Source organism: Nonomuraea africana (genome assembly GCF_014873535.1).
Taxonomy (GTDB): domain Bacteria; phylum Actinomycetota; class Actinomycetes; order Streptosporangiales; family Streptosporangiaceae; genus Nonomuraea; species Nonomuraea africana.
This window is the reverse complement of sequence record NZ_JADBEF010000001.1, coordinates 6876967-6894568: the sequence shown is the minus strand read 5'-3', so window position 1 is coordinate 6894568 and position 17602 is coordinate 6876967. Positions and strand designations below refer to the sequence as shown.

At 68.4% G+C, this 17602-nt stretch carries 12 protein-coding genes, 1 rRNA gene, 1 pseudogene and 1 riboswitch; of the genes and pseudogenes, 7 read left to right on the top strand and 7 right to left on the bottom strand.

What is annotated here, in order from left to right:
• Nucleotides 1-143 precede the first annotated feature (143 nt).
• Nucleotides 144-440, top strand: coding sequence for a Dabb family protein (locus tag H4W81_RS32625; protein ID WP_192778322.1), 297 nt, complete (start codon nucleotides 144-146; stop codon nucleotides 438-440).
• Nucleotides 441-659: 219 nt separating this feature from the next.
• On the opposite strand, the gene H4W81_RS32620 is transcribed toward H4W81_RS32625, so the two are convergent.
• Together H4W81_RS32620 and H4W81_RS32615 are read right to left on the bottom strand one after the other, a co-directional pair.
• Nucleotides 660-884, bottom strand: coding sequence for a hypothetical protein (locus H4W81_RS32620; protein WP_192778321.1), 225 nt, complete (start codon nucleotides 882-884; stop codon nucleotides 660-662).
• 337 nt (nucleotides 885-1221) lie between these two features.
• Nucleotides 1222-3027 carry an acyl-CoA dehydrogenase gene (locus tag H4W81_RS32615; RefSeq protein ID WP_192778320.1) on the bottom strand — a complete coding sequence of 602 codons (1806 nt, stop codon included), beginning with the start codon at nucleotides 3025-3027 and terminating at the stop codon, nucleotides 1222-1224.
• 101 nt (nucleotides 3028-3128) lie between these two features.
• Between H4W81_RS32615 and H4W81_RS32610 the strand changes: the two genes are divergently transcribed.
• On the top strand, nucleotides 3129-3935 hold the full coding sequence (locus tag H4W81_RS32610; RefSeq protein WP_192778319.1) for a class I SAM-dependent methyltransferase: 807 nt from the start codon (nucleotides 3129-3131) through the stop codon (nucleotides 3933-3935).
• A 10-nt stretch (nucleotides 3936-3945) separates the two neighbouring features.
• A riboswitch (guanidine-III (ykkC-III) riboswitch) is annotated at nucleotides 3946-4006 on the top strand.
• Nucleotides 4007-4028: 22 nt separating this feature from the next.
• Nucleotides 4029-4352 (top strand): DMT family transporter, encoded by a 324-nt coding sequence (locus H4W81_RS32605; RefSeq protein WP_192778318.1) that lies wholly within the window; start codon nucleotides 4029-4031, stop codon nucleotides 4350-4352.
• Nucleotides 4353-4419: 67 nt separating this feature from the next.
• Here H4W81_RS32605 and H4W81_RS32600 read toward each other — a convergent pair whose 3' ends face one another.
• A complete protein-coding gene (locus H4W81_RS32600; RefSeq protein WP_225958901.1) occupies nucleotides 4420-4863 on the bottom strand; it encodes a hypothetical protein in 444 nt (147 codons plus the stop codon).
• Nucleotides 4864-4947: 84 nt separating this feature from the next.
• On the opposite strand from H4W81_RS32600, the gene H4W81_RS49550 reads away from it, so the two are divergent.
• Nucleotides 4948-5859: a GNAT family N-acetyltransferase gene (locus tag H4W81_RS49550; RefSeq protein WP_192778317.1), complete on the top strand. Its 912-nt coding sequence runs from the start codon at nucleotides 4948-4950 to the stop codon at nucleotides 5857-5859.
• On the opposite strand, the gene H4W81_RS32590 is transcribed toward H4W81_RS49550, so the two are convergent.
• Nucleotides 5827-7833 (bottom strand): molybdopterin-containing oxidoreductase family protein, encoded by a 2007-nt coding sequence (locus H4W81_RS32590; RefSeq protein WP_192778316.1) that lies wholly within the window; start codon nucleotides 7831-7833, stop codon nucleotides 5827-5829. The genes H4W81_RS49550 and H4W81_RS32590 overlap by 33 nt on opposite strands.
• Nucleotides 7834-7873: 40 nt before the next feature.
• Between H4W81_RS32590 and H4W81_RS32585 the strand changes: the two are divergent.
• A pseudogene (locus tag H4W81_RS32585) lies at nucleotides 7874-8305 on the top strand (RNA-guided endonuclease InsQ/TnpB family protein); the annotation flags it as partial.
• 195 nt (nucleotides 8306-8500) lie between these two features.
• Here the strand turns inward: H4W81_RS32585 and H4W81_RS32580 are convergent.
• Nucleotides 8501-9808 carry a M28 family metallopeptidase gene (locus H4W81_RS32580; RefSeq protein WP_192778315.1) on the bottom strand — a complete coding sequence of 436 codons (1308 nt, stop codon included), beginning with the start codon at nucleotides 9806-9808 and terminating at the stop codon, nucleotides 8501-8503.
• A gap of 211 nt (nucleotides 9809-10019) precedes the next feature.
• Between H4W81_RS32580 and H4W81_RS32575 the strand changes: the two genes are divergently transcribed.
• A complete protein-coding gene (locus H4W81_RS32575; RefSeq protein WP_318782106.1) occupies nucleotides 10020-12398 on the top strand; it encodes a lysylphosphatidylglycerol synthase transmembrane domain-containing protein in 2379 nt (792 codons plus the stop codon).
• 3 nt (nucleotides 12399-12401) lie between these two features.
• Here H4W81_RS32575 and mgrA read toward each other — a convergent pair whose 3' ends face one another.
• Nucleotides 12402-13397, bottom strand: coding sequence for an L-glyceraldehyde 3-phosphate reductase (gene mgrA / locus H4W81_RS32570; protein WP_192778313.1), 996 nt, complete (start codon nucleotides 13395-13397; stop codon nucleotides 12402-12404).
• Nucleotides 13394-15457 carry a S9 family peptidase gene (locus tag H4W81_RS32565; protein ID WP_192778312.1) on the bottom strand — a complete coding sequence of 688 codons (2064 nt, stop codon included), beginning with the start codon at nucleotides 15455-15457 and terminating at the stop codon, nucleotides 13394-13396. The genes mgrA and H4W81_RS32565 overlap by 4 nt, the downstream gene beginning before the upstream one ends.
• Nucleotides 15458-15878: 421 nt before the next feature.
• Between H4W81_RS32565 and H4W81_RS32560 the strand changes: the two genes are divergently transcribed.
• Nucleotides 15879-17400: ribosomal RNA gene (locus H4W81_RS32560) — 16S ribosomal RNA — on the top strand.
• The last annotated feature ends 202 nt before the right edge of the window (nucleotides 17401-17602 follow it).

Sequence of the window (17602 nt, the reverse complement as noted above, 5' to 3'; positions counted from 1 at the left end):
CGCTCAAGGAGCCCCGCCCGCCCGCGCCCCCGCCCGAAAGACAGCAATCCCGCCCACACGCGCCTCCGCTCGAAAGGCAGGAACACCGCCCGCCCGCGCCCCCGCTCGAAAGGGGTGGGCGCACCGGTCACTAGGCTGAGCGCATGATCCGCCACATCGTGCTGCTGACCTGGACCGAGGACGCCACCGACGAGCAGAAGGCCGCCGTCGCCAAGGGACTGGCCGAGCTGCCCGCCGCCATTCCCGAGCTGCGCCGCTACGACCTCGGCACCGACCTCGGCCTCGCCGCATCGGGCAACTCCGACTTCGCCATCATCGCCGAGTTCGACTCCGTCGCCGACTACGAGGTCTACCGCGACCACCCGCAGCACCACGCCGTGATCAACGAGCACATCGTGCCGATCAAGGCGGGCCGCGCCGCGATCCAGTACGAGTTCTAGAGCCGCGCGTTTCCAAGCCGCGCCGTGCAGCACGGCGGCAGCCGGGAGGCGGCACCGGGCGCGTGTCGCTCCCAGGTCGTCGGCCATGCCGAGGTCGAGCCTGCGGCCGATGTAGCGACGGATCTCCTCGTAGTGAGCTTCGAAAGACGGCCTCGAAGACGTCAGGAGCAGTGATCACACCCTTGTTTGCCCGCAAGAGTGCGATCCTTCCTGGAAATCTCAGACTTCGGGCGGATTGTTCTCGCGGTGCATCAGGCGGTTCTCGGAGGTGCTCCCGCGCCTGGGCGCGAGCACGATGCTCAGCACCACGCCCACGCCACCCACGATCATGAAGATGACGCCGATCCTGTCCATGTGCACCGCGCTGCCGAACACGTCGGGCTCGATCGCGAAGCGGAGGATGGCGCCGAGCGTGAGGAAGAAGATGCTGACGCCGACGCCCATGACGACCTCCGGGGGAAAAGACCGTGTACGCACACCGTCATACCCGCATACCAGTGATCACACCTATGAGTTCAGGCGTGACAGGTCAGCGGTCTGCCGCCGTTGAAGGTGATCACGTCGAGCAGCGCCGCCGCCAGGTCGACCTCGCCGCCCGAGGCGTCGGTGTAGGCCCGGTGCAGGTTGCCGACGACGCGCTCGGGGTCGAGCAGCCCGCCGTACTCGCCGAGATCCTTCCACGCGTGGGGTCATGACGCGTAGGTACCCCTCGGGACGAGGAAGGACCGCCCGTCCGGAACGGACGAGCGGTCCTGGTGACCTGCCGCGGGAGCAGGCGGTTCTAGAAGGCCTCTTCGGGGAGGTCCATAAGGTCGAGACCGGTGCTCTGCAGCACCCTGCGGTCGGCGGTCAGCCTGGGCAGCACGGTGGTGGCGAAGAACGCGGCGCCCGCGACCTTGCCCTGGTAGAACGGGTCCTCACCCTCGGCCAGCCGGGCCAGCGCGATCTCCGCCTGGCGCAGCAGCAGCCAGCCGATGACCAGGTCGCCCAGCGCCAGGAGGAAGCGGGTGGTGTTGAGGCCGACCTTGTAGACCTCGCGCGGCGCCTCCAGCGACCCGAGCGCCCATCCGGCCATCGTGTCGCCCATGGCCTTGACCTCGGCCGCGGCCTCGGCGAGCAGCTTGCGCTCCTGCTTGAGCCTGCCATTGCCCGCCTCGGAGGAGGCGAAGGCGTTGATCTCGGCCATCAGCGCGCCGATCGCCGCGCCCTGGTTGCGCAGGATCTTGCGGAAGAACAGGTCGAGACCCTGGATCGCGGTCGTGCCCTCGTACAGGGAGTCGATCTTCGCGTCGCGGATGTACTGCTCGATCGGGTAGTCCTGCAGGTAGCCGGAGCCGCCCAGGGTCTGCAGCGAGCGCGACAGCATCTCATAGGAGCGCTCGGAGCCGACACCCTTGACGACGGGCAGCAGCAGGTCGTTCATGGCCTCGGCGTGCTTGTCGCCGGGGTTGATCAGAAGCGTGTCCTGGAAGGTCGCGGTGTAGAGCACCAGCGCCCGCATGCCCTCGGCGTACGTCTTCTGCAGCATCAGCTCGCGGCGCACGTCGGGGTGGTGGGTGATGGCGACGCGCGGGGCGCTCTTGTCGGCCATCTGGGTCAGGTCGGCGCCCTGCTTGCGGGACTTGGCGAACTCCAGCGCGTTCAGGTACCCGGTGGACAGCGTGGCGATGGCCTTGGTGCCGACCATCATGCGGGCGTGCTCGATCACCATGAACATCTGCTTGATGCCCTCGTGCGCGTCGCCGACCAGCGTGCCGATCGCCGGGTGCTTGTCGCCGAAGGTGAGCTCGCAGGTCGTGGAGACCTTGAGGCCCATCTTCTTCTCGACGTTGGTGACGTAGGCGCCGTTGCGCTCGCCGAGGCTGCCGTCCTCGAGGTTCACGTGGTACTTGGGCACCAGGAACATCGACAGGCCCTTGGTGCCGGGACCGTGTCCCTCGGGCCTGGCCAGCACGAGGTGGAAGATGTTGTCGGCCATGTCGTGCTCGGCGCTGGTGATGAAGCGCTTGACGCCCTCGATGTGCCAGGTGCCGTCGGGCTGCTGGATCGCGCGGGCGCGACCGGCGCCGACGTCCGAGCCGGCGTCGGGCTCGGTCAGCACCATGGTGGCGCCCCAGTTGTTCTCGATCGCCAGCTCGGCGAAGCGCTTCTGCTCGGGGGTGCCGAGCTTCCACAGGGTGTAGGCGAAGTTGGGGCCCGCGGCGTACATGTAGAGCGCGGGGTTGGCGCCGAGCACCATCTCGGCCGCCGACCAGGCCAGCGTGCGGGGGATGCCGGGGCCGCCCAGGTCCTGGGGCAGGTCCAGGTGCGCCCAGCCGCCCTCCATGAGGGCCTTGTAGGACTTCTTCACGCCGTCGGACACCGTCACCGTCGACGTGGCGGGGTCGAAGACGGGCGGCGTACGGTCACCCTCCTCGAAGGAGTCGGCGAGCACGCCGGTGGCCAGCCTGTTGACCTCGTCCAGAATGCTGCGGGCCACGTCCTCGTCCACTTCGGCGAAGGGGCCCGTACCGAGGATGTCGCCGCGTCCGAAGACCTCGAAGAGGTTGAACTCCAGGTCGCGCACGTTGCTCTTGTAGTGGCCCATGGCTGCTCTCTCTCCTTGAACCGGGGGTGTTTGTACTGGCGAGTAACCTTACTCCGAATGCTACCCATGGGTAACCTCTCCTATGCACATACTCTCGACTCATGGATGCCGAAGCGCTGAACGAACGGTGGCGGCAGCACCTGGCGTCATGGGCCATCCCGCCGGACATCCTCGAGGCGGCGCCCACCGACCCGTGGGGCCATTCCCCCGCGCGCTTCGCCGCGCGCACCGACCGGGCTGTGGCGGAGGCGGAGGGGCCAACCCTGGCCAGGGTGGACGAGGCGCTCCCTGACGGGGGCACGCTGCTCGACGTCGGCGCGGGCGCCGGCGCGGCCTCCCTGCCGCTGGCCGAGCGCATCGGCAGGCTGATCGCCGTCGACACCTCCGCCGCGATGCTCGCCGAGCTCTCGCTCAGGGCGGAGAAGGCGGGCGTCCCCGCCACGACCGTCGAGGGAAGCTGGCCGGAGGTCGCCGAGCGCGTGGGCCGCGCGGACGTGGCGGTCGCCGCGCACGTCGTCTACAACGTGCCGGATCTGGCCGCCTTCTTCGTCGCCCTCGACGACCACGTCACCGGCAGGGTGGTCATCGAGCTGCCCAACCGCCACCCGATGAGCTGGATGAACCTGCTGTGGGAGCACCTGCACGGCGTGCGGCGCCCGGTCAGGCCCATCGCGGAGGACGCGGTCGCGCTGGCCGCAGCACTCGGCTTCGACGTGCGGGTGGAGGAGAGGGAGGCGCCGATCGAACGGTTCGACACGATCGAGGAACTCGCCGTGAGCGTGTGCCGCCGCGCCTGTCTCGACCCCTCACGGGCGGGGGAGGTGGCGCGGACCGCGATGGAACTCGGCATGTGGCCGGTGCCGCGAGACCGGTGGGTGACTCTGTGGTGGAATCACCGCGGGCGTTGAGCCGTTGTCGGTAGTGAGCGACACGCTCCCGGACGAGACGCGCCGTACCCGGAACGCCAAGACGACGCACCCCTTCGACAACAAGGAGTGCACATGGCTTGGGTCGTTCTCGTCGCCGCCGGCCTGCTCGAGGTCGCCATGGCCTACTCGCTCAAGATGAGCGAGGGCTTCTCCCACGTGTGGTGGGCTCTCAGCTTCCTGGTCTTCGCCGTCCTCAGCTTCGGGGCGCTGTCCTTCGCGCTCAGGAGCCTGGAGGTCGGCACCGCCTATGCCGTATGGACGGGCATCGGCGCCGTAGGCACCGCGGTGCTGGGCATGCTGCTGATGGGTGACGACGTCTCGACGGTCAAGCTCGGCTCGATCGCCTTCATCGTCATCGGCGTCGTCGGCCTCAACCTCTCGGGCGCGGCCCACTGACGAACCGCGGAGAAGGACGCCCGGGCAGGCGTCCTTCTCCGGGGGCCGGCGCTCTCTCGAGTGCGGACTAGCGCGCCCTCCCCTTCATGGTGAGGGTGATGATGCCGGCGATGAGGTAGACCAGCGCGCCCCGCCAGACCGAGTCCCACGCGGCCCCGACGATGCCCTCGCCGTCGATGACGAGCTGGACGGGGTAGCTCAGGACCGCGGTGATGCCGGCGGGCAGCAGCGCGAACTTCCACGGGTGGCGCAGCGACCAGCTGCGCGCCTGCCTGGTGACCCTGTCCCCCTCCTCGGGCTTGGCCACCGCGCCGATGGCGGCGATGAGGGCGAACAGGCTGATGCCGAGTCCGAGGGCCCACGGCAGATCGGCGGATCCCGGCAGGATCCACCCCATGCCGAGGCTGGCCGCGGTGACCACGCCACCGCCCACGGCGGCGGCCTTCCACGGGGCGCCACGCAACGCGGCGCCGGACAACGACAGTTCTTCGCGTCGAGAGAGCTCGTTCATAACCCCAAGGGTGCCTTTTCGCGCCCCTTGTCCACATCGGGGATCGACCCTGAGAGTTCCCCGAGGATGCGTCATGATTCGGACATGCAGGAATTCACCATCGAGCGACTCCGAACCGGCGACGAGGACCGGCTGCGCGAGATCAGGCTTCGCGCGCTGGCCGACGCGCCCACCGCCTTCGGCGCCACCTACGACAAGGAAGCCGCCCACCCCCGTGACAAGTGGGCCGAGCGCCTGGCCGACCCCGACGCGGCCTGGTTCGTGGCGGCCGGCGCGGGCCTGGTCTGCGCCAAGCAGGAGCGCGAGGGCGAGGCGCACCTGCAGTCGATGTGGGTGGCGCCGGAGGCCAGGGGGACGGGCCTGGCCGGTCGCCTGGTGGACGAGGTCGTCGCCTGGTCCAGGACGCGCGATGCGTACGAGATCGGCCTGTGGGCCGTCGACGACAACCTCGGCGCCCGCGCGCTCTACGCGCGCAAGGGCTTCCTGCCGAGCGGCGAGGTCATGGCGCTGCCGTCCCATCCCGAGCTGATGGAGTCGCGCTACGTCCTGTCCCTGGTCTTCCGTACGGCCGGCGCCGACGACCTGCCCGCCATCGTCGCGCTCATCACCGACGACGCGATCGCCGCGGCCCGCACCGGCGCGTACGGCCCCGAGCACGTGGCCGCCTTCGAGGACATCGAGGCCGACCCCAACAACGAGCTCATCGTGGCCGAGCTGAAGGGCGAGGTGGTCGGCACGATGCAGCTCACCTACATCCCCGGCATCTCCCGGCTGGGCGCCACCCGCCTCCAGGTGGAGGCGGTCAGGATCGCGGGACACCTGCGCGGGCAGGGCTGGGGCCGCAGGATGATGGAGTGGGCCCACGCGAAGGGCAGGGCACGCGGCTGCGCGATGGTGCAGCTCACCTCCGACAAGCGGCGCGAGGACGCGCACCGCTTCTACCGCTCGCTCGGCTACGCCCAGTCACACGAGGGGTTCAAGCTCCAGCTCGACTAGGTTGTCGTGGTAGACGGCGCCCTTGCCCATGTCGGCGTCGCGCTCGTCGACCACGGCGTTCGGGTTGGCCCCGCCCGTCGTGAGCTTCGGCCACCTGCCCTTGGGGCTGGCCACCACGCCCTTGGCGACCCTGTCGCTGACCTCGACGTCGGCCAGGAAGTAGCCGTTGTGGTTGACCACGCGAACCCGCTGCCCCGTGGACAGGCCGCGCGACTCCGCGTCGGCGGGGTTGACCAGCACGACGGGGTCCTTGGCGCGGCGCAGCAGCTCGGGGTTGTTGCCGAAGGTCGAGTTCAGGAAGGTATGGGCGGCGGGCGTGATGAGCGTGAGCCGGTCGCCCGCCGTCCGGGCGGAGAGCGAGGGGACGTAGGCCTTCCCGCGCCTGGGGAAGCGGAGCCGGCCCGACGGGGTGGGGAAGCCGTCGGCGAAGGGCGCGAACGGCTGCGGGTAGCTCATCCGCATCCAGCCCTCCTTGCGCAGGCGGTCGAGGGTGATCCCCTCCAGCGAAGGGTGGCCGCTGGACAGCAGGTCGGCCGCGAGCTCCAGGTCGGAGTCGTACAGGGAGGGCTCGGTCAGGCCCATGTGGGCGGCCAGGCGGCGGAAGGTCTCGGTGGTCGACAGCGCCTCACCGGCCGGGGCGACGGCGGGCTCGTTCCACAGCAGGTACATGTGGCCGTACCCGGCGTGCAGGTCCATGTGCTCGGTCTGCATGGTCGCGGGCAGCACGATGTCGGCGTAGTCGACGGTGTCGGTGGGGAACTGCTCCATGACGACCGTGAACAGGTCGTCGCGGGCCAGCCCCTTCCTGATCCTGTTGGTGTCCGAGGTGGAGGCCAGCGGGTTGGCGGCGTAGACCCACAGGCACTTGACGTCCTGGAGCTCGGAGGCCAGCCGGGTCATGTACCTGGTGCGCACCGGCTTGGCCAGCAGGTCGTTGCGCCGGTCGATGTTCAGGTGGACGTGGCCGCTGGTGGAGTAGGCCACGCCGCCGCCCGGGTGGCGCCAGTCGCCGGTGACGCCGGGGATCGAGGCGATCGTCCGCATCGCCGCGCCGCCGCCCTCGTGCCGCTGGATGCCCATCGTGGCGCGGATGGCGGTGGGGCGGGTGTGGGCCAGTCTCATCCCCAGCCTGTGGACGGCCTCGGCCGGGATCCCCGTGACCTCGGCGGTCCGCTCGACGGGCCACTCCATGATCTCCTGGCGGAAGTCGTCCCAGCCCTCGGTGTGCAGGGCCAGGTACTCCTCGTCCTGGGCGTTCTCCGCCAGCACCACGTGGAGCAGTCCGAGCGCGAGCGCCGCGTCGGTGCCGGGCCTGATGGCCAGGTGCTCGTCGGCCTGGTCGGCCGTCCTGGTGCGGATCGGGTCGATCGCCACGACGTGGGCGCCGTTGGCACGGCCGTCCTGGATGAACTTCCACAGGTGGTGGCCGCTGGTGAGCGTGTTGGTGCCCCACAGGAGGATCAGCTCGGCCTGGGCGAAGTTCTCCGGGTCCATGCCGCCCGCGGTGCCCTGGGCGCGCGCCAGGCCGAGACTGCCCGCGACGGAGCAGATGTTCATCGCGTGCTTGGCGGCGCCGAGCACGTTCCAGAACCTGCGCCCGGCCACGCCCTCGCAGCCCTGCAGGTAGCCGAGGGAGCCGGTGCCGAGGTAGGGCCAGATCGCCTCGCCGCCGTGCTCGTCCACGATGCCGCGGAGCCTGGTGGCGATCTCGTCGAGCGCCTCGTCCCAGGTGATCCGCTCGAACCGCCCCGACCCCTTCGGCCCGGTACGGCGCAGCGGATACAGGATCCGGTCGGGGGCCTGGGTGTGCTCGAGGTAGCGGTTGACCTTCACGCACAGCGCGCCCCGCGTGTACGGCTGGTCGGGGTTGCCGCGCATCTTCATGGCCTTGCCGTCCTCGACGGTCACGATCCAGGAGCACGTGTCGGGGCAGTCGAGCGGACACGCCCCCAGAACTCGCAATTCACCCGACATGGCATCGAGTGTAGGCGGCAGCGCCCCAGCCGGGACGCTGCGCCGCCGCCGGGCCGAGGCCCGGTTCGCCGCCAACACCAACCACACCATCGCCAAGCAGATCGTGACCGAGGCAGAACGCACCGGCCGCGGAATCGCCCTGGAAGACCTGGGCGGGATCCGTGACCGGGTACGGCTCCGCAAGCCCCAGCGGGTCACACTGCACTCCTGGAGCTTCCACCAGTTGGGGAGCTTCATCGCCTACAAGGCGGCCCGCGCCGGGGTCGCCCTCATCTACGTGGAGGCGGCCTACACCTCGCAAGGGTGTTCGCGCTGCGGACACGTGGACAAGCGCAACCGGGCCGACCGGGAAACCTTTACGTGCACGTCGTGCGGCTTCGCTGAGCACGCCGACGTCAACGCGGCCCGCAACATCGCCTCGCGTGGTGTGGCGGGCTGGGCAGTGAGTCACGCTGCCGACGACGCGGCCTGAACCGTCGAATCCATCGATGGTGAGGAGCTGCAAGCTCGGTCGGTTGCGGTCGAGAAGCTGACGTAGAGGGCGATGTTCGCCCGCTCCTGCTCGGTCAGGTTCGCCAGGCGAGAACGCACTAATGATCTCCTAAGAGCTAAGCGCATGCACGGTATATTGGCGAACCTTTATGGAGAAGATGCCGACTGCATTTCGTTATCTACGCCATGCGAATGTGGTTATCACCGTCGCCACGGCGTCCGCCGAAACATCCAGGGCATGGGTATTGATGTTCTTCAGGTCGTCGCACGCCTTGTGGTAGCAGTCGTCCAGCGGGGCGCCGGCCGTCCCTCCGAACATCGTGGCCTGCGCCTCCGTCTTCAGGGCCTCCGCGCCGGTGAAGAGCCCGCCCGCGGGGATGCCCGCGGCGATGAAGGGACCGTAGTCCGAGCGTCCGGTGAAGTCGCTCCCCGTGTACGGCAGGCCCCGCGCGGTGAAGAAGTCCTGGAAGGCCCGCTCGATCCGCGCCGATCCCTCTGGCCCAGGCCCCTGGCCCACCTGGTCGGAGTCGTCGCCGTCGTAGATCGCGAACGTGTGGTTGGGCGACGCGACCATGTCGACGTTGATGTACATCCCGATCTTGGCGCGCTCCTCCGGCGGGAGGGTGGCCACGTAGTGCCTCGACCCGAGCAGCCCCAGCTCCTCCGCCCCCCACCAGACGAAACGCACCGCCCGGTCGGGCCGCCTGGTGGCCATCCTGAGCGCGATCTCCAGGACGGCCGCGCTGCCCGAGCCGTTGTCGTTGATGCCGGGCCCGGCCTCGACCGAGTCGAGGTGCGCGCCTACCATGACCACGTCGTCGGTCGCCCCCGTCGCGGTCTGCGCGATCACGTTGCGCGTGAGCCATCTCTGGGTCTCGGTCCTGGTGACGACGGTCACCTGCCGCGCCTTGGACACCGCCGCCCCCTGCTCGGAGTCGACGCCGACGACCGGGATCGGCTGAGGAGCGCCCGCGTTGCCGTCGAACGCGCCGCCCTGGTTGACCACGATCAACGCCTTGGCGCCCGCCGTCGAGGCGCGGGCCGCCTTGGTCTCGAACGTGCACCGGCCCCTGTCGACCACCGCCACACCGCCCGGCTCGAAGCCGGCGAAATCCGTGTCCGCGCAGCCCGCGCCCACCCTGCGCGGTTGCGCCGTCACCTCGCCTGCCCCCGAATTGACCAGCGTGGAAACCTTCCCGAGGTCCGTGCCGTGCACCCTGAGGACGGCGGGGGCCAGTTGCCGGTAGGCGACGAAACGGAAGGGCTGGAGCTCGACCGTGTAACCGGCCTCCATCAGCCGCGCCGCCACGTAATCGGCGGAGGCGTCATATCCTGGCGTGCCCGCCGCCCGGTTACCGCCGTGGGCGTCGGCGATGGCCTGGAACGCCTGCAGATGGGCGAGCATATCGTCGAGCTTCACGTCGTCGGCGAGCGTGCCGCCCGGCGCCGCGAGGGCCAGCGTCACGAGCAAATGGGTGATCATGCCGGCCAGCGTGGCAAGCTTTTCTCTCGGGGGTATGGCAAGGCACGTCGGAGCTGGCGGAGACGTTACCCGGTGGAGTGGCCGCAGTGGTGACTGCGGACACTGGAGCCCAATGATCGCACGGTCGAGTCGGAAAGAGGCAGAATCGCTGTCGGTGGCAGACATCACGGAAAGCGAGAAAACGGCCGACTCCGCGGAGGGGGACCCGGTCGTGTCTGACGCGCGCGACGAACCGGTCGTCTTCGTCGTCGAACCACTCCTGCCGCAGCGGCTGCGGCGGCCGTCCGACGCTCTGCGCTTCCTGGCCACGCTCCTGGTACTGAGCGCGGTCATCCTGCTCATGCTGGTGGCCCAGCAGACGCTCATCGGCCTCGAACAGGACGTCACCGAGGGCACCGACCGCGCCCCCGCCCTGCTGGCGGGCATCGCGACCTTCCTGAGCGGCGCCGCCGTGCTGGTCGTCCCCACCGCCTTCGCGGTCGAGCGGGTCTTCCACCGCGACGGGTTGCGCGTGGCCGAGGGGTTGATAGCCGCCATCCTCGGCATGGCGGGCTCCTACCTGATCGGCCAGTGGCTGGTCACGGCGGGCCCCGAAGACCTGGCCACGCTGCTGACCGGCGGCCGCGACCTCGAACCGCTCAACGCGCTGCTCAGCTCGGTCATCGGCTACGCCACCGCGGTCCGCATCTCCCGCCGGCCCACCTGGCGCGCGCTGATGTGGACGGTCACCGCGCTGTCGATCTTCGCGCTGTTCACCGGCAAGCAGATCACGCTGCCGAGCGCGATCGTGACCGTCCTGTTCGGCATGGCCGTCGGCTACGGCACGCTGTACGGCGTCGGCAGCCCCAACACGCGCCCGCCGGGCAACGCCGTCATCGCGGCGCTGCGCAAGCTGTCCTTCTCGCCGGTCTCCGCCCGGCGCATCGACGACGACCACCAGGGCAGCCGCCGCTACGCCGTCGGCCTGTCCGACGGTTCCAGCCTCGACGTCACCGTGCTCGACCGCGACCGGCAGGTGGCCGGCCTGCCGTACCGGCTGTGGCGGCGGATCAGGCTCCACTCCGAGACCAGGCGGCGGGCGATCCGCTCGCTGCGCGCGGAGCTGGAGCGCGAGGCGCTCATGGCCTACGCCACCCAGGCTGCGGGCGCCAACACCCCGCGCCTGCTCGGCACCAGCGAGATCGGCACCGAGGCCGCGCTCCTGGCCTACGAGCACCTCGAGACGCGCGCCCTCGACCAGCTCAAAGACAGCGAGATCAGCGACGACCTGCTCGCCCAGATCTGGGAGCAGGTGCTGCTGCTGCAGATGCAGCGCCTGGCTCACAGGCGGCTGACCGGCGACAGCATCCACGTCGACCGCGAGGGCCGTGTCGTCCTCGCCGACCCGCGCAGCGGCGAGGTGGCGGCGGGCGACCTGCTGCTGCGCATCGACATCGCGCAGCTGCTCACCTACCTGGCGCTGCGGGTCGGCGCCGAGCGCTCGGTCAGGGCCGCGGCGGGCGTGCTCGGCCCCGACGCGCTCGGCGGCGCGCTGCCCCTGCTCCAGCGCATCGCGCTGACCAGGGAGACCAGGGCGGCGCTGTCGAAGAACAAGGAACTGCTGGCCGCGATCCGCGAGCAGATCGAGGCGCTGACCCCGCAGGCCGAGGTCGAGGAGGTACGCCTCGAGCGGTTCAGACCGCGCACGCTCGTCACCATCATCGCCAGCACGCTGGCCGCCTACTTCCTGCTCTCGCAGCTCAGCCGGGTCGACCTGCTCAAGGTCATCACCACGGCCGAGTGGGGATGGGGCGTGCTCGCGCTGGCCGCCTCGGGGTTCAGCTTCGTCGCCGCGGCGCTCATGATCAGAGGCTTCGTGCCCGAGCCGTTGCCGCTGGGCCGTACGGTGCTGGTGCAGTTCGCCTCGTCGTTCGTGAAGCTGGTGACCCCGCCGGCGGTGGGCGGCGTCGCGATCAACACCCGCTACCTGCAAAAGCGCGGCGTGCCGCCCGCGCTGGCCGTGGCCAGCATCGGCGCCTCCCAGGTCATCGGGCTGGCCAGCCACATCGCGCTGCTGCTGGTGTTCGCCTACATCACCGGATCGAGCACGACCACGTCGTTCGCACCCTCGCGCGGGCTGCTCGTCGCGGTGCTCGCCGTGGCGGTGCTCATCGTGATCCTGCTGGGCGTGCCGCCGGTGCGCCGCATGGTCACCAAGCGGCTGAGGTCGCTCTTCGCCAACGTCGTGCCGCGCCTGCTCGACGTCCTCCAGTCGCCGCGCAAGATCGCCGAAGGCTTCGGCGGGATCCTCTGCCTCTCGCTGGCCTTCACGTTCTGCCTCTACGCGTGCGTGCGGGCCTTCGGCGGCGAGACTGGCTTCACGACGGTCGCGGTGGTCTTCCTCACGGCCAACGCGATCGGCTCGGCCGCGCCCACACCTGGCGGTCTGGGCGCGGTCGAGGCGTCGCTGGCCCTCGGGCTCACGGTCGCCGGAGTGCCGGCCGAGTTCGCGACCTCCTCGGTGCTCCTCTACCGGCTGCTCACCTTCTGGCTGCCGGTGCTGCCCGGCTGGGCCTCCTTCGCCTACCTCCAGCGGCACGAGGCCCTGTGAGCGTCACGCGGACGACGTCGTCCCCGTCGTGATCTTGTCGATCTGCTCGAGTTCGTCCTCGGTGAAGACGGGGCCCTCCACGGCGGCCAGGTTGACCTCCAGCTGCTCGACGCTGCTCGCGCCGATCAGCACGCTGGTCACCCTCGGGTCCCTGAGCACCCACGACAGCGCCATCTGGGCAAGTTTCTGCCCCCGGGACGCCGCGATCTCGTTGAGGTCGCGGGCCAGGTTCGTGTCGATCCGGTCCGCGGAGAGGAACCTGCTCGTCGCCGCCCGCGAGTCGGCGGGCACGCCGCCCAGGTAGCGGTCGGTCAGCAATCCCTGGGCGAGCGGCGAGTACACGATGCAGCCGATGCCCTCCTCCTCCAGCGTGTCCAGCAGCCCGTTCTCGATCCACCTGTTGATCATCGAGTAGGACGGCTGGTGGATGAGGAGCGGCGTGCCGAGCTCACGCATGATCCTGGACGCCTGCGCGGTCTGCTCGGCCGAGTAGTTGGAGACGCCCGCGTACAGCGCCTTGCCCGAGCGCACCGCGTGGTCCAGCGCGCCCATCGTCTCCTCCAGCGGTGTCTCGGGGTCGGGACGGTGGCTGTAGAAGACGTCCACGTACTCCAGGCCCATCCGCTGGAGCGACTGGTCGAGGCTGGCCAGGACGTACTTCCTCGATCCCCACTCCCCGTACGGCCCGGGCCACATGTCGTACCCGGCCTTGGTCGAGATGATCAGCTCGTCGCGGTAGGGCCTGAAGTCCTGCGCGAAGATGGCGCCGAAGTTCCGTTCCGCCGAGCCGTACGGCACGCCGTAGTTGTTGGCCAGGTCGAAGTGGGTGACGCCGCGGTCGAAGGCGGCGCGCAGGATCCTCCGCGAGTTCTCGATCGGCCGGTCGTCGCCGAAGTTGTGCCACAGGCCGAGGGAGACCTGCGGGAGCTTGAGCCCGCTCCGCCCGCTGCGCACGTACGGCATCTTCTCGTAGCGGTCGGCCGCCGCGATGTAGCTCACTTCGTCCCTCTCTCGATGATCCAGGACAGCGCGAACGCCTCTTCCTTCCAAGCGTCGTAGCGTCCGCTGCGTCCGCCGTGCCCCGCGCCCATCTCCGTCTTCAGCAGGAACGGGCCGCCGTGCGCGGTGGCCCGCAGCCGTGCCACCCACTTGGCGGGCTCGTGGTAGAGGACCCTCGTGTCGTTCAGGCTGGTGATCGCCAGGATCGGCGGATACGCCTTGGCCTCGACGTTCTCGTAGGGGGAGTACTCCTTCATGTAGGCGTAGACGTCGGCGTTGTGCAGCGGGTCGCCCCACTCGTCCCATTCGATGACGGTCAGCGGGAGCGTCGGATCGAGAATGGTGTTGAGCGCGTCGACGAACGGCACCTCGGCCACCACGCCCGCGAACTCCTCGGGCGCGAGGTTGGCGACCGCGCCCATCAGCAGGCCGCCGGCCGAGCCGCCCCTGGCGATGATCCGCTCGCTCCAGCCCGTCGCCCTGAGATGCCTGGCGGCGGCGACGAAGTCGGTGAAGGTGTTCTTCTTCCTGGTGAGCTTGCCCTCCTCGTACCACCTGCGGCCCATCTCGCCGCCGCCCCGCACGTGCGCGATGGCGAAGGCGAAACCGCGGTCGAGCAGGCTGAGCCTGGCCACGGAGAAGCTCGGGTCCATGGAGGTCTCGTAGCTGCCGTAGCCGTACAGGAGGGTGGGGGCGGGCTTGCCCGCGTCCTTCCTCTTCACGATCGAGATCGGCACCCTGGTGCCGTCCTCGGCGGTCGCCCACTCGCGGAACTGCTCGTAGTCGCCCGGGTCGTAGCCGCCGAGCACGGGGCGCTGCTTCAGCAGGATCAGCTGCCTGGTCTCGAGGTCGTAGTCGTAGACGCTCGGCGGGGTGACCATGCTGGTGTAGCCCAGCCGAAGCCGCTCGGTGGTGAACTCGGGGTTGCCGGCGGGGCTGACGTCATAAAGGGGCTCGGGGAAGTCGATTTCATAGGGCTCGGCGTCCTGCAGCGGGTACGGCAGGATGCGGATGCCGGTCAGGCCTTCGCGGCGGAAGTGGACGACCGCGTGGGAGGCGAACGCGTCGATCTCCAGCAGCCTGGTGTCCTCGCGGTGCGCGACGAGCGGGGTCCAGGTGCCGGGGGAGTCGAGCGGGGCGGTGGCGAGCTCGAAGTTCTCCGCGTTCTCGTTGTGGAGGACGAAGAAGTGGTCGCCGGCGTGCTCGATGCCGTACTCGACGCCGGTGACGCGCGGGCGGACGACCTGGAACTCACCGGTCGGGTTGTTCGCGTCAAGGATGCGGACCTCGCTGGTGATCTTGCTTCCGGCGCCCAGGACGAGGTACTTCTCGCTGCGGGTGAGGCCGATGCCGATCCAGAAGCGCTCGTCGCTCTCCTCGTAGACGAGCACGTCCTCCTCGGCGGGGCTGCCGAGGGTGTGCCGGTAGACCTGGAAGGGCCGCCATGCGTCGTCCATCCTGGTGTAGAAGAACGTGGTGCCGTCGGCCGACCAGGCGCCGCCGTAGAAGACGCCGGTGATCTCGTCGGCGAGCCGCTCGCCCGTCTCCAGGTCCTTGAAGGTCAGCGTAAAGCGCTCGTCGCCCTTGTAGTCGGTGGAGTAGGCGAGGAGCTTGCCGTCGGGAGTGACGGCGCTGGTGCCGATCGAGAAGAAGTCGCTGTCGCCCGCCAGCTCGTTGCCGTCGAGCAGCACCTGCTCCCCTGGGAGCGTGACGTCGGTGGTGACGATCGGCGGGGTGTCGCCGTCGGCCGGGACACGACAGGAGATGCCGTACTGCTTGCCCTCCTGGGTGCGCGAGAAGTACCACCAGTCGCCCTTGCGGCTGGGGACGGACAGGTCGGTCTCCTGCGTACGGCCCTTGATCTCCTGGAACACCTGCTCCTGGAGCTCCGCCAGGTGGCCGGTCTCCTGCTTGAGATATTCGTTCTCCTGCTGGAGATAGGCGATCGTGTCAGGGTCTTCCTTGTTGGTGAGCCACGCGTATTCGTCGATCACGGTGTCGCCGTGATGGGTGCGCTCGCTCGGTACCTTCTTCGCCAGAGGCGGGATGTGGCTGCTCACCTCGCCGAGTCTACGTTTCGCGTCTCGAGTGCTCTGTGGCGCTGCTAATCTTTAGAAGCCGACGGGGTGCGGCGCAACCATCTGGTGGCGGACCCGCAGGAAGTCGGCACTCCCCCCTGGCGCAGCGGTTCTGAAGATCGGTTCGCGGATCGATCGGAAGGCTGGTAAGTTAGAGGGGTTGCCCCGGAAGCGGGGTGGTCGAAATTTTAGCCAGTCTGACCGGTTTGACACCAAATCGGGCAAGATGCTAAGATTGAGACATAACGAAGCGAGTGCCACCGGGTGGGTGACGGTGAACGCGTCCGTTTCTTGAGAACTCAACAGTGTGTTAAAAGCCAGTGCATGATGCACAACCCCGTCCATTGGACGGATTCCTTTGGTTGGAACATTCATGTTTCAGCCGGGAGAAATTCTCAAACATTGTTTGGAGAGTTTGATCCTGGCTCAGGACGAACGCTGGCGGCGTGCTTAACACATGCAAGTCGAGCGGAAAGGCCCTTCGGGGTACTCGAGCGGCGAACGGGTGAGTAACACGTGAGCAACCTGCCCCTGACTCTGGGATAAGCCCGGGAAACTGGGTCTAATACCGGATACGACCGCCCCCGGCATCGGGTGGTGGTGGAAAGTTTTTTCGGTTGGGGATGGGCTCGCGGCCTATCAGCTTGTTGGTGGGGTAGTGGCCTACCAAGGCGACGACGGGTAGCCGGCCTGAGAGGGCGACCGGCCACACTGGGACTGAGACACGGCCCAGACTCCTACGGGAGGCAGCAGTGGGGAATATTGCGCAATGGGCGAAAGCCTGACGCAGCGACGCCGCGTGGGGGATGACGGCCTTCGGGTTGTAAACCTCTTTCAGCAGGGACGAAGTTGACGTGTACCTGCAGAAGAAGCGCCGGCTAACTACGTGCCAGCAGCCGCGGTAATACGTAGGGCGCAAGCGTTGTCCGGAATTATTGGGCGTAAAGAGCTCGTAGGTGGCTTGTCGCGTCTGCCGTGAAAGCTCGCAGCTTAACTGCGGGTCTGCGGTGGATACGGGCTGGCTAGAGGTAGGTAGGGGAGAACGGAATTCCTGGTGTAGCGGTGAAATGCGCAGATATCAGGAGGAACACCGGTGGCGAAGGCGGTTCTCTGGGCCTTACCTGACGCTGAGGAGCGAAAGCGTGGGGAGCGAACAGGATTAGATACCCTGGTAGTCCACGCTGTAAACGTTGGGCGCTAGGTGTGGGGGTCTTCCACGATCTCCGTGCCGGAGCTAACGCATTAAGCGCCCCGCCTGGGGAGTACGGCCGCAAGGCTAAAACTCAAAGGAATTGACGGGGGCCCGCACAAGCGGCGGAGCATGTTGCTTAATTCGACGCAACGCGAAGAACCTTACCAAGGCTTGACATCGCCCGGAAAGCTGCAGAGATGTGGCCCTCTTCGGACTGGGTGACAGGTGGTGCATGGCTGTCGTCAGCTCGTGTCGTGAGATGTTGGGTTAAGTCCCGCAACGAGCGCAACCCTTGCTCCATGTTGCCAGCACGCCCTTCGGGGTGGTGGGGACTCATGGGGGACTGCCGGGGTCAACTCGGAGGAAGGTGGGGATGACGTCAAGTCATCATGCCCCTTATGTCTTGGGCTGCAAACATGCTACAATGGCCGGTACAGAGGGTTGCGATACCGCGAGGTGGAGCGAATCCCTAAAAGCCGGTCTCAGTTCGGATTGGGGTCTGCAACTCGACCCCATGAAGTCGGAGTCGCTAGTAATCGCAGATCAGCAACGCTGCGGTGAATACGTTCCCGGGCCTTGTACACACCGCCCGTCACGTCACGAAAGTCGGCAACACCCGAAGCCCGTGGCCCAACCAGCTTGCTGGGGGGAGCGGTCGAAGGTGGGGCTGGCGATTGGGACGAAGTCGTAACAAGGTAGCCGTACCGGAAGGTGCGGCTGGATCACCTCCTTTCTAAGGAGCATCTGGTTGGAGGCGACAGTCTCCGGCCTACGTCGAGGTCATCAGCGAACGTCTGATGCTCGACAGCTCATTAGTGGAGCACTGGCTAGTCAGCTGGACCGGGTTGCCGGGCCGCTAGTACCGCCCTCGCAAGAGGGAGTGGGAACGTTGGTCGCGGGGGCTTGGGCCGGGTCTGAACACACTGTTGGGTCCT

Excerpts from the sequence above, each read along its gene's own strand:
- H4W81_RS32580 (WP_192778315.1), bottom strand. The coding sequence starts at position 9,808 with ATGATCACCCATTTGCTCGTGACGCTGGCCCTCGCGGCGCCGGGCGGC.
- H4W81_RS32590 (WP_192778316.1), bottom strand. The coding sequence starts at position 7,833 with ATGTCGGGTGAATTGCGAGTTCTGGGGGCGTGTCCGCTCGACTGCCCC.
- H4W81_RS32625 (WP_192778322.1), top strand. The coding sequence starts at position 144 with ATGATCCGCCACATCGTGCTGCTGACCTGGACCGAGGACGCCACCGAC.
- H4W81_RS32610 (WP_192778319.1), top strand. The coding sequence starts at position 3,129 with ATGGATGCCGAAGCGCTGAACGAACGGTGGCGGCAGCACCTGGCGTCA.
- H4W81_RS49550 (WP_192778317.1), top strand. The coding sequence starts at position 4,948 with ATGCAGGAATTCACCATCGAGCGACTCCGAACCGGCGACGAGGACCGG.
- H4W81_RS32605 (WP_192778318.1), top strand. The coding sequence starts at position 4,029 with ATGGCTTGGGTCGTTCTCGTCGCCGCCGGCCTGCTCGAGGTCGCCATG.
- H4W81_RS32620 (WP_192778321.1), bottom strand. The coding sequence starts at position 884 with ATGGGCGTCGGCGTCAGCATCTTCTTCCTCACGCTCGGCGCCATCCTC.
- H4W81_RS32615 (WP_192778320.1), bottom strand. The coding sequence starts at position 3,027 with ATGGGCCACTACAAGAGCAACGTGCGCGACCTGGAGTTCAACCTCTTC.
- H4W81_RS32600 (WP_225958901.1), bottom strand. The coding sequence starts at position 4,863 with ATGAACGAGCTCTCTCGACGCGAAGAACTGTCGTTGTCCGGCGCCGCG.